The organism is Geomonas oryzisoli (assembly GCF_018986915.1).
Classification (GTDB): domain Bacteria; phylum Desulfobacterota; class Desulfuromonadia; order Geobacterales; family Geobacteraceae; genus Geomonas; species Geomonas oryzisoli.
This window is the reverse complement of the sequence record NZ_CP076723.1, coordinates 3,565,104-3,578,429: the sequence shown is the minus strand read 5'-3', so window position 1 is coordinate 3,578,429 and position 13,326 is coordinate 3,565,104. Positions and strand designations below refer to the sequence as shown.

General features: G+C 60.1%; 10 protein-coding genes and 1 tRNA gene. All 11 read left to right on the top strand.

What is annotated here, in order from left to right:
- Nucleotides 1–47 precede the first annotated feature (47 nt).
- The 11 genes from tuf to rpoC all read left to right on the top strand — a co-directional run bounded on the left by tuf (nt 48) and on the right by rpoC (nt 13,240).
- Nucleotides 48–1,238: an elongation factor Tu gene (gene tuf / locus KP004_RS15675; RefSeq protein ID WP_216799378.1), complete on the top strand. Its 1,191-nt coding sequence runs from the start codon at nt 48–50 to the stop codon at nt 1,236–1,238.
- Between the two features lie 68 nt (nt 1,239–1,306).
- Nucleotides 1,307–1,459 carry a 50S ribosomal protein L33 gene (rpmG, locus tag KP004_RS15670; RefSeq protein WP_183350942.1) on the top strand — a complete coding sequence of 51 codons (153 nt, stop codon included), beginning with the start codon at nt 1,307–1,309 and terminating at the stop codon, nt 1,457–1,459.
- A gap of 42 nt (nt 1,460–1,501) precedes the next feature.
- Nucleotides 1,502–1,578, top strand: a tRNA-Trp gene (locus tag KP004_RS15665).
- Nucleotides 1,579–1,611: 33 nt separating this feature from the next.
- Nucleotides 1,612–1,797 carry a preprotein translocase subunit SecE gene (secE, locus tag KP004_RS15660; protein ID WP_183350944.1) on the top strand — a complete coding sequence of 62 codons (186 nt, stop codon included), beginning with the start codon at nt 1,612–1,614 and terminating at the stop codon, nt 1,795–1,797.
- 12 nt (nt 1,798–1,809) lie between these two features.
- Nucleotides 1,810–2,337: a transcription termination/antitermination protein NusG gene (nusG, locus tag KP004_RS15655; protein ID WP_183350946.1), complete on the top strand. Its 528-nt coding sequence runs from the start codon at nt 1,810–1,812 to the stop codon at nt 2,335–2,337.
- Between the two features lie 64 nt (nt 2,338–2,401).
- A complete protein-coding gene (gene rplK / locus KP004_RS15650) occupies nt 2,402–2,824 on the top strand; it encodes a 50S ribosomal protein L11 (protein ID WP_183350948.1) in 423 nt (140 codons plus the stop codon).
- A gap of 22 nt (nt 2,825–2,846) precedes the next feature.
- A complete protein-coding gene (rplA, locus tag KP004_RS15645) occupies nt 2,847–3,548 on the top strand; it encodes a 50S ribosomal protein L1 (protein WP_199390447.1) in 702 nt (233 codons plus the stop codon).
- Between the two features lie 183 nt (nt 3,549–3,731).
- On the top strand, nt 3,732–4,253 hold the full coding sequence (gene rplJ / locus KP004_RS15640) for a 50S ribosomal protein L10 (RefSeq protein WP_183350951.1): 522 nt from the start codon (nt 3,732–3,734) through the stop codon (nt 4,251–4,253).
- Between the two features lie 60 nt (nt 4,254–4,313).
- Nucleotides 4,314–4,694 carry a 50S ribosomal protein L7/L12 gene (gene rplL / locus KP004_RS15635; protein ID WP_183350953.1) on the top strand — a complete coding sequence of 127 codons (381 nt, stop codon included), beginning with the start codon at nt 4,314–4,316 and terminating at the stop codon, nt 4,692–4,694.
- 162 nt (nt 4,695–4,856) lie between these two features.
- Nucleotides 4,857–8,972: a DNA-directed RNA polymerase subunit beta gene (gene rpoB / locus KP004_RS15630; RefSeq protein WP_216799381.1), complete on the top strand. Its 4,116-nt coding sequence runs from the start codon at nt 4,857–4,859 to the stop codon at nt 8,970–8,972.
- 122 nt (nt 8,973–9,094) lie between these two features.
- Complete coding sequence (gene rpoC, locus KP004_RS15625) at nt 9,095–13,240, top strand: DNA-directed RNA polymerase subunit beta' (protein ID WP_216799380.1); 4,146 nt, start codon at nt 9,095–9,097, stop codon at nt 13,238–13,240.
- Nucleotides 13,241–13,326: the final 86 nt, after the last annotated feature.

Here is a 13,326-nt window from a genome sequence, read left to right as displayed (position 1 = left end):
AAACATTCACATAACAGCTGTAGTAGAAACATCAGGGAGGATTCCTCATGGCTAAAGCTAAATTCGAAAGAACTAAACCGCATGTGAACATAGGGACCATCGGTCACGTCGACCACGGCAAGACCACCCTGACCGCAGCTATCACCAAGGTGCTCGCCGGCAAAGGCCAGGCCGAGTTCAAGGCGTTCGACCAGATCGACAACGCCCCGGAAGAGCGTGAGCGTGGTATCACCATCGCTACCGCCCACGTCGAGTACGAGACCGACAAGCGTCACTACGCTCACGTCGACTGCCCGGGCCACGCCGACTACGTAAAGAACATGATCACCGGTGCAGCGCAGATGGACGGCGCGATCCTGGTTGTATCCGCAGCTGACGGCCCGATGCCGCAGACCCGTGAGCACATCCTGCTCGCGCGTCAGGTCGGCGTCCCCTACATCGTCGTGTTCCTGAACAAGGCCGACATGGTGGACGACGAGGAGCTCCTCGAGCTGGTCGAGCTGGAAGTGCGCGAACTGCTCTCCTCCTACGACTTCCCCGGCGACGATATCCCGATCATCAAGGGTTCCGCTCTGAAAGGCCTCGAGGGCGATGCAGGCGAGCTGGGCGAGCAGGCCATCATGAAGCTGATGGAAGCCGTCGACACCTACATCCCGGAGCCGCAGCGCGCCATCGACCGTCCGTTCCTGATGCCGGTCGAGGACGTGTTCTCCATCTCCGGTCGTGGTACCGTCGCTACCGGTCGTGTCGAGCGCGGCATCATCAAGGTCGGCGAGGAGGTCGAGGTTGTCGGCATCAAGGCCACCACCAAGACCACCGTTACCGGCGTCGAGATGTTCCGTAAGCTCCTCGACGAGGGGCGTGCCGGCGACAACATCGGCGCACTGCTCCGCGGCGTGAAGCGTGAGGAGATCGAGCGTGGCCAGGTTCTCGCCAAGCCGGGCTCCATCACCCCGCACACCAAGTTCAAAGCCGAAGCCTACATCCTGTCCAAGGAAGAGGGCGGCCGTCACACCCCGTTCTTCAACGGCTACCGTCCGCAGTTCTACTTCAGGACCACCGACGTTACCGGCGTGGTTGACCTCGAAGCCGGTGTCGAGATGGTTATGCCGGGCGACAACGTCTCGGTAACCGTCAACCTGATCACCCCGATCGCAATGGACGAAGGTCTGCGTTTCGCTATCCGCGAAGGCGGCCGTACCGTCGGTGCAGGCGTCGTCGCCTCCATCATCGAGTAGGACCTGACGGGTTCTTTGAGTTCCGGAAGTATCGGGACAAGAAAATAGTTTGAAAAGGACGAAAGAAAATGCCTAGAGACATCATCACCCTTGGCTGCACCGAGTGCAAACAGCGTAACTATACCACCACGAAGAACAAGAAGAATACGCCCCAGAAGCTGGAGTTCAACAAGTACTGCCGCTTCTGCCAGAAGCACACGCCGCACAAGGAAACCAAATAATTTGATTTGGGGTTCCCTGAACTGTCAGGGAACCCCCGCCGCAGGCCAGTAGCTCTAACGGCTAGAGCACCGGTCTCCAAAACCGGGTGTTGGGGGTTCGAATCCCTCCTGGCCTGCCATTTTTTTTATCTTCACGAAGTGAGGAGTGACAAGTGCTCGCGAAAGCCAAGACTTTTTTTGAGGATGTACAGGCGGAGCTCGCCAAGGTGACTTGGCCGACCCGTAAAGAGACCTTCTCTACTGCTCAGGTAGTTGTCGTCATCATCGTGATCATCTCACTTTACCTTGGCGTCTGCGACGTGGTCCTTACTAAGCTCATCAAGTCGATTATCCGCTAGAGGACTCATCAAATGGCACACAAATGGTACGGCGTACATACCTACTCCGGCTTCGAGAACAAGGTGCGACTCTCTCTGGCAGAGCGCATCAAGAACCTCGAGATGGAGGAGTTCTTCGGCGAGATCCTGATCCCGTGCGAAACCGTCGTCGAACTTAAGAAGGGGGAGAAGAAGACTTCTTCCAGGAAGTTCTTCCCCGGATACATCCTGGTGAACATGGAACTGAACGACGACACCTGGCACGTGGTCAAAGAGACCGCGAAGGTTACCGGGTTCGTCGGTGGCAATAATCCCTTCCCGATCCCGGACGACGAAGTCAACAAGATCACCAAGAGGATGGAAGAGGGTGCTGAAAAGCCCCGTCCCAAGGTCCTCTTCGAAGTTGGCGAGACGGTCAGGGTCATCGACGGTCCCTTCCTCAACTTCTCGGGTGTGGTCGAGGACGTCAAGCCGGACAAGGGGAAACTCAAGGTCATGGTAAGCATCTTCGGGCGCGCGACCCCGGTCGAGCTCGAGTTCATGCAGGTAGAAAAGCAGTAGGGGCGACCCTCTGTTATTGATAGAAGCTTCCGGCAGTTCGAAGGAATGAAAAAGGAGTAGGAAAATGGCGAAAAAGATCACCGGTTACATAAAGCTGCAGGTACCCGCAGGGAAGGCAAACCCGTCTCCCCCGATCGGTCCCGCACTCGGTCAGCACGGCGTCAACATCATGGAATTCTGCAAGGCCTTCAATGCGAAGACCCAGGCAGACGAAGGGACCATCACTCCGGTCGTCATCACTGTCTACGCCGACAGGTCCTTCACCTTCATCACCAAGACTCCGCCGGCTCCGGTTCTCATCAAGAAAGCTCTCGGCCTCCAGAGCGGTTCCGCTACCCCCAACAAGACCAAGGTGGGCAAGCTGACCAAGGAGCAGGTACGCGAGATCGCTACCAAGAAGATGCCCGACCTCAATGCCGCGAGCCTTGAGGCTGCCATGAAGACCATCGAAGGTACCGCGCGCAGCATGGGCGTTGAAATAGCTTAAGTTAAAGAGAGGGTTATCAGAAATGTCTATGACAAAAAAGCTTAAAGAGGCTCGCGCCAAGGTCGACAGGACCAAAACCTATCCCCTGACCGACGGCCTTGAGCTCGTGAAGAGCGCGGCTTATGCGAAGTTCGACGAGACCGTCGACCTGGTGGTGAAGCTGGGCGTTGACCCGCGTCACGCCGACCAGATGGTCCGCGGCGCCGTGGTACTCCCCAACGGTCTCGGCAAGGATGTGCGCGTCCTGGTTTTCGCCAAGGGTGAGAAGGAGAAAGAGGCCCGCGAGGCCGGTGCCGATTACGTCGGTGCCGACGACCTGGTCGCCAAGATCCAGGAAGGGTGGTTCGAGTTCGACACCGCCATCGCTACCCCGGACATGATGGGTGTGGTCGGTAAGATCGGTAAGCTCCTCGGACCCCGCGGCCTGATGCCGAACCCGAAGGTCGGCACCGTGACCTTCGACCTGGCCCGCGCCATCAAGGAGTCCAAGTCCGGTAAGGTCGAGTTCCGCGTCGAGAAGGCCGGCATCATCCATGCCCCGGTCGGCAAGGTCTCCTTCACCGCCGAGACCCTGAGGCAGAACGTGGTCGCCCTGGTGGAAGCACTCCAGAAGGCGAAGCCGGCTGCTGCAAAAGGGACCTACATGAAGAAGGTTGCCGTGTCCTCCACCATGGGCCCGGGCGTCACCATCGATCTCGCTGACATCAGCGCGATCTTGAAATAAAGAGCAGTACTAGCTGTAAAGCCAAAGTCAAAGACAGTGGGTGTGCCAGTTGTATCGTCGGCGCTTAAACGCTTCCGGGCGGCCAACCGAGACTTGCAGATGTTGCGCGAAAATGCACGTTCCGCAACTTCCTGACTTTGGCGGGGTTCCGTACCCGTATACCAAAAGAAAGGAGGAAGGCGCTTGAATAAGGAAAACAAGCAAGAACTTGTTGCCGAAATGCACGACAAGCTCCAGAGGGCGCAGGCGGTATTCCTGGCGGATTTCCGCGGGATGAACGTCGGCCAGGCCACCGAGCTCAGAAACGAGCTCAGGAAAGCCAACGCGGAGTACAAGGTCGTCAAGAACACCCTGCTCGAGATCGCTTCCAAGGGGACCGACAAGGAAGGTCTGTCGCAGTACTACGCAGGCCCCACCGCTATCGCCCTTTGCTACGACGATCCCGTCGCGGCGGCCAAGGTGCTGTCCCGCTTCAACAAGGAAAACACTAACCCGTTTACCTTGAAAGCTGGCGTGCTCACCGGCAAGACCATCAACGTGGCTGAGATCCAGGCTCTGGCAGACCTGCCGAGCCGCGAAGTGCTTATCGCCAAGATGCTGGGCAGCATGCAGGCACCGGCAAGCAACTTCGTACGCGTTCTCGCGGCTGTCCCGGGCGGTTTCGTACGCGCGCTGGAGCAGATCAGGATCCAGAAGGCTGCCTAGTCGCAGTCACCGACAATTTTCGCTTTAAACATCTAACAATATTCTCTGGAGGAGAAAGAAATGGCTATCACCAAAGAAGAAGTAATCAGCTTCATTGAGAACATGTCCGTCCTCGAACTTGCCGGCCTCGTGAAAGAGCTCGAAGAGAAGTTCGGCGTATCCGCAGCCGCTCCGGTTGCCGTTGCTGCTGCTGGCGCTCCGGCTGCCGCTGCTGAAGCTGCTGAAGAGAAGACCGAGTTCGACGTCATCCTGAAGTCCGCTGGCGCCAACAAGATCGGCGTCATCAAGGTCGTTCGCGGCCTGACCTCCCTGGGCCTCAAAGAAGCCAAGGACCTGGTCGACGGCGCTCCGCAGCCGGTCAAGACTGGCATCTCCAAAGAAGAAGCTGCCGACGCACAGAAGCAGCTGGTCGAGGCAGGCGCAGAAGTGGAAGTTAAGTAAGCAGCTTCGCACCGATCTTTACCAAAGCCAAGGTCGCTTTTTGCGGCCTTGGCTGTTCTATTTTAGTTTGAGGCCGCTTCACCCCGCAGCCCCGTCCGACCAGAACAGCAGGAAATTCAAGGGGGTGGAGGTCTTCCAAGGCGTTCACCACAAGGAGAAGATATGGCTTATTCAATCGCGAATAACCCCCTGTTGCGCAAGAACTTCGCCAAGATCCACAAGATCATCGACATACCGAACCTCATCGACATCCAGAAAAATTCCTACAAGAGATTCCTCCAGCTCGACACTCCCGTAGACGCACGCAAGAACTCCGGCCTGGAAGCCGTGTTCCGCAGCGTGTTCCCGATCAGGGACTTCAGCGACACCGCCTCGCTTGAGTACGTTTCGTATTCGCTGGGCGCGCCGAAGTACGACGTGGAAGAGTGCCACCAGAGGGGGATGACCTTTGCCGCGCCGATGAAGGTGAAGGTACGGCTGGTTGTGTGGGATGTGGCGAAGGACCCCGGTACCAGATCGATCCGCGACATCAAGGAGCAGGAGGTTTATTTCGGCGAAATCCCGCTGATGACCGACAACGGGACCTTTATCATAAACGGCACCGAGCGCGTTATCGTGAGCCAGCTGCACCGCTCGCCGGGCGTGTTCTACGACCACGACAAGGGCAAGACCCACTCCAGTGGCAAGGTGCTCTACTCGGCCCGCGTGATCCCGTACCGCGGTTCGTGGCTTGACTTTGAATTTGACCATAAAGACATCCTTTATGTTCGCATAGACAGGCGTCGCAAGATGCCGGCCACCGTGCTCCTCAAGGCCCTTGGCTACTCCAACGACGCGCTGATCAACTACTTCTACAAGTCCGAGGAAGTGAAGGTCGGCGACAACGGCGCCATGACGAAGCTCGTGGACGCGGAACTTTTGTCCAACCAGAAGGCCACCGCTGACATCGTGGACCCGGGCACCGCAGAGGTCATCCTCAAGGCGAACCGCAAGTTCACCAAGGCGGCGTTGCGCAAGATGGCCGAGCACGGCATCAAGGAGATCCCGATCTCCGAGGAGGAAGTGGTCGGCAAGGTCGCTTCCCACGACATCTACGACCCCGCTACCGGCGAGATCGTGGTCGAGTGCAACGAGGAGATCACCCAGGCCAAGCTCGAGGAAATGACCCAGAAGGGGATCACCTCCTTCCAGGTCCTCTTCATCGACAACCTGCACGTCACCTCCAGCTTCCGCGACACCATCCTGATCGACAAGATCGGCTCCACCGACGAGGCGCTGATCGAGATCTACCGTCGTTTGCGTCCGGGCGATCCGCCGACCCTGAAGAGCGCGCTGGTTCTGTTCGAGAACCTGTTCTTCAACGCGGAGCGCTACGACCTCTCCGCCGTCGGCCGCTTAAAGCTCAACTACAAGCTGGGCGTGGACGTGCCGCTTGACTGCATGACGCTCACCCGCGAGGACATCCTCGAGGTGGTGCGTTACCTGATCGAGCTGAAAAACGGCAAGGGCAACATCGACGACATCGACCACCTGGGCAACCGCCGCGTGCGCGCCGTGGGTGAGCTCCTCGAGAACCAGTACCGCATCGGCCTGGTGAGGATGGAGCGCGCCATCAAGGAGCGCATGAGCCTCCAGGAAGTCGAGAACCTGATGCCGCACGACCTGATCAACTCCAAGCCGGTTTCGGCCGTGGTCAAGGAGTTCTTCGGTTCCTCGCAGCTGTCGCAGTTCATGGACCAGACCAACCCGCTCTCCGAGGTCACGCACAAGCGTCGTCTCTCGGCTCTTGGACCGGGTGGTCTTACCCGCGAGCGCGCGGGCTTCGAGGTTCGCGACGTACACCCGACTCACTACGGCCGCGTCTGCCCGATCGAGACCCCGGAGGGTCCGAACATCGGTCTGATCGCGTCGCTCTCCACCTACGCACGCATCAACGAGCACGGCTTCGTCGAGACGCCGTACCGCGTGGTGAAAGAGGGGAGGGTGACCGACGAGGTCCGCTTCTTCTCCGCGCTGGAGGAGGAAGGCCACGCCATCGCCCAGGCCAACGCCGAGATGGATGAGACCGGCCGCTTTATGGCCGACTACATCTCCGCCAGGAAGTCCGGCGAGTTCGTGCTGGTCGGCCGCGACGAGCTGGAGCTCATGGACGTCGCCCCGATGCAGCTGGTCTCGGTCGCGGCATCGCTGATCCCGTTCCTCGAGAACGACGACGCGAACCGCGCACTCATGGGCTCCAACATGCAGCGTCAGGCGGTACCTCTCTTGCGCGCCGACTCCCCGCTGGTTGGTACCGGCATGGAGCGCGTCGTGGCCCGCGACTCGGGTGTTTCCTCGGTCGCCCGCCACAACGGCGTGGTCGAGAGCGTCGATGCCTCCCGCATCGTCGTCAAGATCGATGAGGACCAGTACGACGCTACCGGCACCGGTGTCGACATCTACAACCTGATCAAGTTCGCCCGTTCCAACCAGAACACCTGCATCAACCAGAGGCCGGTGGTGAAGGTGGGCGACCATGTCAAGGCCGGCGACATCATCGCCGACGGCCCCTCCACCGACATGGGCGAGCTGGCCCTGGGCCAGAACGTGCTGATCGCGTTCATGCCGTGGGGCGGCTACAACTACGAGGACTCCATCCTCATCTCGGAGCGCCTGGTAAAAGACGACCGCTACACCTCGATCCACATCGAGGAGTTCGAGGCCGTGGCCCGCGACACCAAGCTCGGCAAGGAAGAGATCACCTCCGACATCCCGAACCTCGGCGAGGAGACCCTCAAGGACCTCGACGAGTCGGGCATCATCAGGATCGGCGCCGAGGTTCGTCCGGGCGACATCCTGGTCGGTAAGATCACTCCGAAGGGCGAGACCCAGCTCTCCCCGGAAGAGAAGCTGCTGCGCGCCATCTTCGGCGAGAAGGCCGGCGACGTACGCGACACCTCGCTGCGCGTGCCGCCGGGGGTCGAGGGCACCGTCATCGGCGCCAAGATCTTCTCCAGGAAGGGTGCCGACAAGGACGCCCGTACCGAGATCATCGAGAAGGCCGAAGAACAGCGCCTCAGGAAGGACGAGCAGGACGAGATCCGCATCATCCGCGACTCGGCCATCGGCAAGCTGAAAAAACTCCTGGTGGGCAAGACCGCCGCCGTGAAGATAGAGGGTACCGACGGCAAGGTGCTGATCCCGAAAGGGGCAGTCATCACCGAGGAGATGCTGAAGTCGTTCTCCATGGACCGCTGGGACGAGATCTCCATCGCCGATGACGACACCATCGACGAGAAAGTGGCCCAGACCCTGTCCACACTGAACCAGCAGATCGACATCATCAAGTACGTCTTCGACGACAAGGTGCAGAAACTGCGTCGCGGCGACGACCTGCCGCCGGGCGTCATCAAGATGGTCAAGGTCTACATCGCCATCAAGCGTAAGCTCCAGGTGGGCGACAAGATGGCAGGCCGTCACGGTAACAAGGGTGTCGTTTCCAGGATCCTTCCGGAAGAGGACATGCCGTACATGGAAGACGGTCGTCCGGTCGAGATCGTGCTGAACCCGCTGGGCGTACCTTCCCGTATGAACGTGGGGCAGATCCTCGAGATGCACCTCGGCTGGGGCGCCAAAGGCCTTGGCTGGAAGATCGAGGAGTTCCTCGAGAAGAACACTCCGCACGATGAGATCAAGAGGTTCCTGAAGGGCGTCTACGACAACCCGGAAATGGACCGCTTCCTCGACACCCTGGAAGGGGAGGAGCTTCTCAACGTGGCGCGGCGCCTCAAGCGCGGCATCCCGATGTCGTCGCCGGTCTTCGAGGGGGCGAGCGAGGAGTCGATCCAGTCGATGCTGACCCACGCCGGCTTCAGCACCACCGGCCAGGTCACCCTGTACGACGGCAAGAGCGGCGACAAGTTCATGCACCAGGTCACCGTCGGCATCATGTACTTCCTGAAGCTGCACCACCTGGTCGATGACAAGATCCACGCCAGGAGCATCGGTCCCTACTCCCTGGTCACCCAGCAGCCGCTGGGCGGCAAGGCGCAGTTCGGTGGCCAGCGACTCGGGGAGATGGAGGTCTGGGCGATGGAGGCCTACGGCGCCGCATACGCGCTGCAGGAGTTCCTCACCGTCAAGTCCGACGACGTCGCCGGCCGCACCAGGATGTACGAGGCCATCGTCAAAGGGAAGCACACCCTGGAGCCGGGTCTGCCCGAGTCGTTCAACGTCCTCATCAAGGAACTGCAGTCCCTTGGTCTCGACGTGGAACTGCTGGAGACCGAAGAGGACTAGGTTTGTCTGTCGGACCGGTCCGACTAGTCTGACTAGTCCGACCGGTCCGAGTCCGACAGTCCGACCGTCCGACGCAGCTTGAAACAGATAACGTAACTCCTACCGCCAAGGAGGAAAATACTTTGGAAGATATTTTCAATTTTTTCGATAAGCCGAAAGATCCGCTCCACTTCTCGTCCATCAAGATCTCGATCTCCTCGCCGGACAAGATCCGCGAGCGTTCCTTCGGGGAAGTGAAGAAGCCGGAAACCATCAACTACCGCACCTTCAAACCGGAGCGCGATGGCCTCTTCTGCGCCAAGATCTTCGGACCGACCAAGGACTACGAGTGCAACTGCGGCAAATACAAGCGCATGAAGCACCGCGGCATCGTCTGCGAGAAGTGCGGCGTCGAGGTCATCCCGTCCAAGGTGCGCCGCGAGCGCCTGGGTCACATCGACCTGGCCACCCCGGTGGCGCACATCTGGTTCCTCAAGTCCCTGCCGTCCCGTATCGGCAACCTGATGGACATCACCCTGAAGGACCTCGAGAAGGTGCTCTACTTCGAGGCCTACGTGGTGACCGACCCGAAGGAAACCGGCATGCCGTTCGGCACCGTGCTCTCCGAGGACCAGTACCAGAAGGCGCTCGAGGAGTACAACTACGGCTTCGAGGCCGGCATGGGCGCGGCCGCAATCCGCACCTGCCTGACCTCCATGGACCTGGACCAGCTCTCCGAGCAGCTCCGTGTCGAGATGCAGGAGGCAACCTCCGAGGCCAAGCGCAAGAAGACCGCCAAGCGCCTCAAGGTCATCGAGGCCTTCAAAAACTCGGGCAACAAGCCGGAGTGGATGATCCTCGAGTGCATCCCGGTGCTGCCGCCGGAACTGCGCCCGCTGGTACCGCTGGACGGCGGCCGCTTCGCTACGAGCGACCTCAACGACCTGTACCGTCGCGTCATCAACCGTAACAACCGCTTGAAGCGCCTGATGGAACTGCAGGCCCCCGAGGTCATCATCAGGAACGAGAAGCGCATGCTGCAGGAGGCGGTCGACGCGCTGTTCGACAACGGCCGCCGCGGCCGCGCTATCGCCGGCCCCAACAAGCGTCCGCTCAAGTCGCTCTCCGACATGCTCAAAGGCAAGTCGGGCCGCTTCCGCCAGAACCTTCTCGGTAAGCGTGTCGACTACTCCGGCCGTTCCGTTATCGTCGTCGGTCCTGAGCTTCGCCTGCACCAGTGCGGTCTGCCGAAGAAAATGGCCCTCGAGCTCTTCAAGCCGTTCATCTACAACAAGCTCGAGGAGCGCGGTTTCGTCACCACCATCAAGAGCGCGAAGAAGATGGTGGAGAAGGAGAAGCCGGAAGTCTGGGACGTGCTCGAGGAGGTCATCAAGGAGCACCCGGTTCTCTTGAACCGCGCACCGACCCTGCACCGCCTCGGCATCCAGGCCTTCGAGCCGGTGCTCATCGAGGGCAAGGCGATCCAGCTCCACCCGCTGGTCTGCACCGCCTTCAACGCCGACTTCGACGGTGACCAGATGGCAGTCCACCTCCCCCTCTCCATTGAGAGCCAGGTGGAGGCGCGCGTTCTCATGATGTCGACCAACAACATCCTGTCGCCGGCGCACGGCAAGCCGATCATCGTGCCGAGCCAGGACATGGTCCTCGGCATCTACTACATGACCCGCGAGAAGCACTTCGCGCAGGGCGACGGGAAGGTATTCGCCTCCCCTGATGAGGTCTCCATCGCCTGGGACGCAGCAGAGGTGCACCTCCAGGCCCGCATCAAGGTAAGGATGAAGAACCTCGTCAGCGACGAGAAACCGGCCATCATCGAAACGACGGTCGGGCGCGTGCTGCTGCGCGAGATCCTGCCCGACCTGGTGCCGTTCTCGGCGGTCAACAAGGTAATGACCAAGAAGGAGCTCTCGAACCTGGTCGACACCTGCTACCGTCTGGCCGGCAACAAGGAGACCGTCATCCTCGCCGACAAGCTGAAGTCCATCGGCTTCCGCTACGCGGCGAAGGCGGGTATCTCCATCTCCATCAACGACATGGTCATCCCGGAAGGGAAGCCCGCCATCATCAACCGCGCCACCGAAGAGGTGCAGGAGATCCAGAACCAGTACACCGAGGGTCTCATCACCGACGGCGAGCGTTACAACAAGGTCATCGACATCTGGGCGAAATCGACAGAGGACATCGCGAAAGAGATGCTGGACAACCTCTCCCGCGATACCATCACCGACCCGGAAGGGAAGGAAGTGAAGGTGCCGTCCTTCAACGCGATCCACATGATGGCCGACTCCGGTGCGAGGGGTAGTGCCCAGCAGATCCGCCAGCTGGCCGGGATGAGGGGACTCATGGCCAAGCCGTCCGGCGAGATCATCGAGACCCCGATCACCGCGAACTTCCGCGAAGGCCTCACCGTGCTCCAGTACTTCATCTCCACCCACGGTGCACGTAAAGGTCTGGCCGATACCGCGCTCAAGACGGCGAACTCCGGTTACCTCACCCGCCGTCTGGTCGACGTCGCCCAGGACGCCATCATCACCGAGGAGGATTGCGGCACCATCGACGGCCTGACTGTCTCCTCCCTCACCGAGGGTGGCGAGGTCATCGAGCACATCGGCGACCGTATCCTCGGCCGTGTGGCCCTGGACGACATCCTCGACCCGGTCACCGGCGACGTGCTGGTACCTGCCAATCAGGAGATCGACGAGACCCTGGTCTCCAAGATCGAGGCGGCAGGTCTCGAGAAGGTCAAGATCCGTTCGGTGCTCACCTGCGAGAGCCGTCGCGGCATCTGCGCCAAGTGCTACGGTCGTGACCTGGCGCGCGGTCACCTGGTGAACCGCGGCGAAGCGGTCGGTGTCATCGCCGCCCAGTCTATCGGCGAGCCGGGCACCCAGCTGACCATGCGTACCTTCCACATCGGTGGTACCGCATCCCGTCGCGCCGAGCAGACCTCCATGGATGCCAGGAACGAGGGCTACGCCAAGTTCATCAACCTGCACTACGTAACCAACTCCGAGGGGCACCACATCGTTATGAACCGTAACGGTGAGCTGGCCATCGTGGACGAGACCGGGCGCGAGCGCGAGAAGTACGGCATCGTCTATGGCGCCAAGATCAAGGTGAGCCCGGAAGAGAAGGTCACCCAGGGGCAGTCGCTGGCAGAGTGGGACCCGTACACCATGCCGATCCTCACCGAGATCTCCGGCCGCATCAAGTTCGGGGATGTCATCGAGGGCGTCACCATGGAGGAGCAGGTCGACGAAGTCACCGGCCTCTCCAGGAAGGTCATCATCGAAACCCGCGACGCCGACAAGCGTCCGCGCATCACCATCAAGGACGAGTCCGGCAAGACCGCCAAGATCGGCGAGAGCATGGCGCGCTACTACCTGCCGGTGGGCTCCAACATCAACGTGATGGAAGACACCGTGGTCGCCGCGGGTGACGTGATCGCCAAGATCCCGCGCGAAACCACCAAGACCAAGGACATCACCGGTGGTCTGCCGCGCGTCGCCGAGCTCTTCGAGGCCAGGAAGCCGAAAGACTTCGCGGTCATCACCGAGATCGACGGTGTGGTCGCCTTCGGCAAGGATGCCAAGGGCAAAAGGAAAGTCATCGTCACCCCGGAAGTGGGCGAGCCGAAGGAATACCTCATCCCCAAAGGGAAGCACATCAGCGTACACGAAGGGGACCATGTCCGCGCCGGCGAGGCGCTCATGGACGGCTCCTCCAACCCGCACGACATCCTGCGCGTACTGGGTCAGAAAGAACTGGCCAAGTACCTGGTCGACGAGGTCCAGGAGGTTTACCGTCTCCAGGGCGTCAAGATCAACGACAAGCACATCGAGACCATCGTGCGTCAGATGCTGCGCCGCGTCAGGGTGAAGGATGTGGGCGATACCAACCTGCTGATCGACGATCAGATCGAGCGTTGGGTCTTTGAGGAAGAGAACGAGAAAGCGATGGACAAAGGCGGGCGTCCTGCCACTGCAGAGTCCCTGCTCCTTGGCATAACCAAGGCATCGCTCTCGACTGAGTCATTTATTTCTGCTGCTTCCTTCCAGGAAACAACAAAAGTCTTGACACAGGCATCAATTGAAGGTAAGGTCGACAGTCTGCGTGGTCTGAAAGAAAACGTGATCATGGGCCGCCTGATCCCGGCGGGTACGGGATTGGCTCTTTACCGCAACCTGCGCATGGTTGCTGAGGAGCCAGTAATCATTCCGGAGCCAGTTGAACCGGAAGATGAAGAGATCTACGAAGAAGAAGCCTAGTCCAGTATCCGGCCAGTGAGAGCGGGTTCCTCGCTTTCACTGGCCGGCGTCTCACTTTTATCAAATAAAACTTGACAAGCACGTAC

Excerpts from the sequence above, each read along its gene's own strand:
- rpmG (WP_183350942.1), top strand. The coding sequence starts at position 1,307 with ATGCCTAGAGACATCATCACCCTTGGCTGCACCGAGTGCAAACAGCGT.
- tuf (WP_216799378.1), top strand. The coding sequence starts at position 48 with ATGGCTAAAGCTAAATTCGAAAGAACTAAACCGCATGTGAACATAGGG.
- rplA (WP_199390447.1), top strand. The coding sequence starts at position 2,847 with ATGTCTATGACAAAAAAGCTTAAAGAGGCTCGCGCCAAGGTCGACAGG.
- rpoB (WP_216799381.1), top strand. The coding sequence starts at position 4,857 with ATGGCTTATTCAATCGCGAATAACCCCCTGTTGCGCAAGAACTTCGCC.
- rplL (WP_183350953.1), top strand. The coding sequence starts at position 4,314 with ATGGCTATCACCAAAGAAGAAGTAATCAGCTTCATTGAGAACATGTCC.
- nusG (WP_183350946.1), top strand. The coding sequence starts at position 1,810 with ATGGCACACAAATGGTACGGCGTACATACCTACTCCGGCTTCGAGAAC.
- rplK (WP_183350948.1), top strand. The coding sequence starts at position 2,402 with ATGGCGAAAAAGATCACCGGTTACATAAAGCTGCAGGTACCCGCAGGG.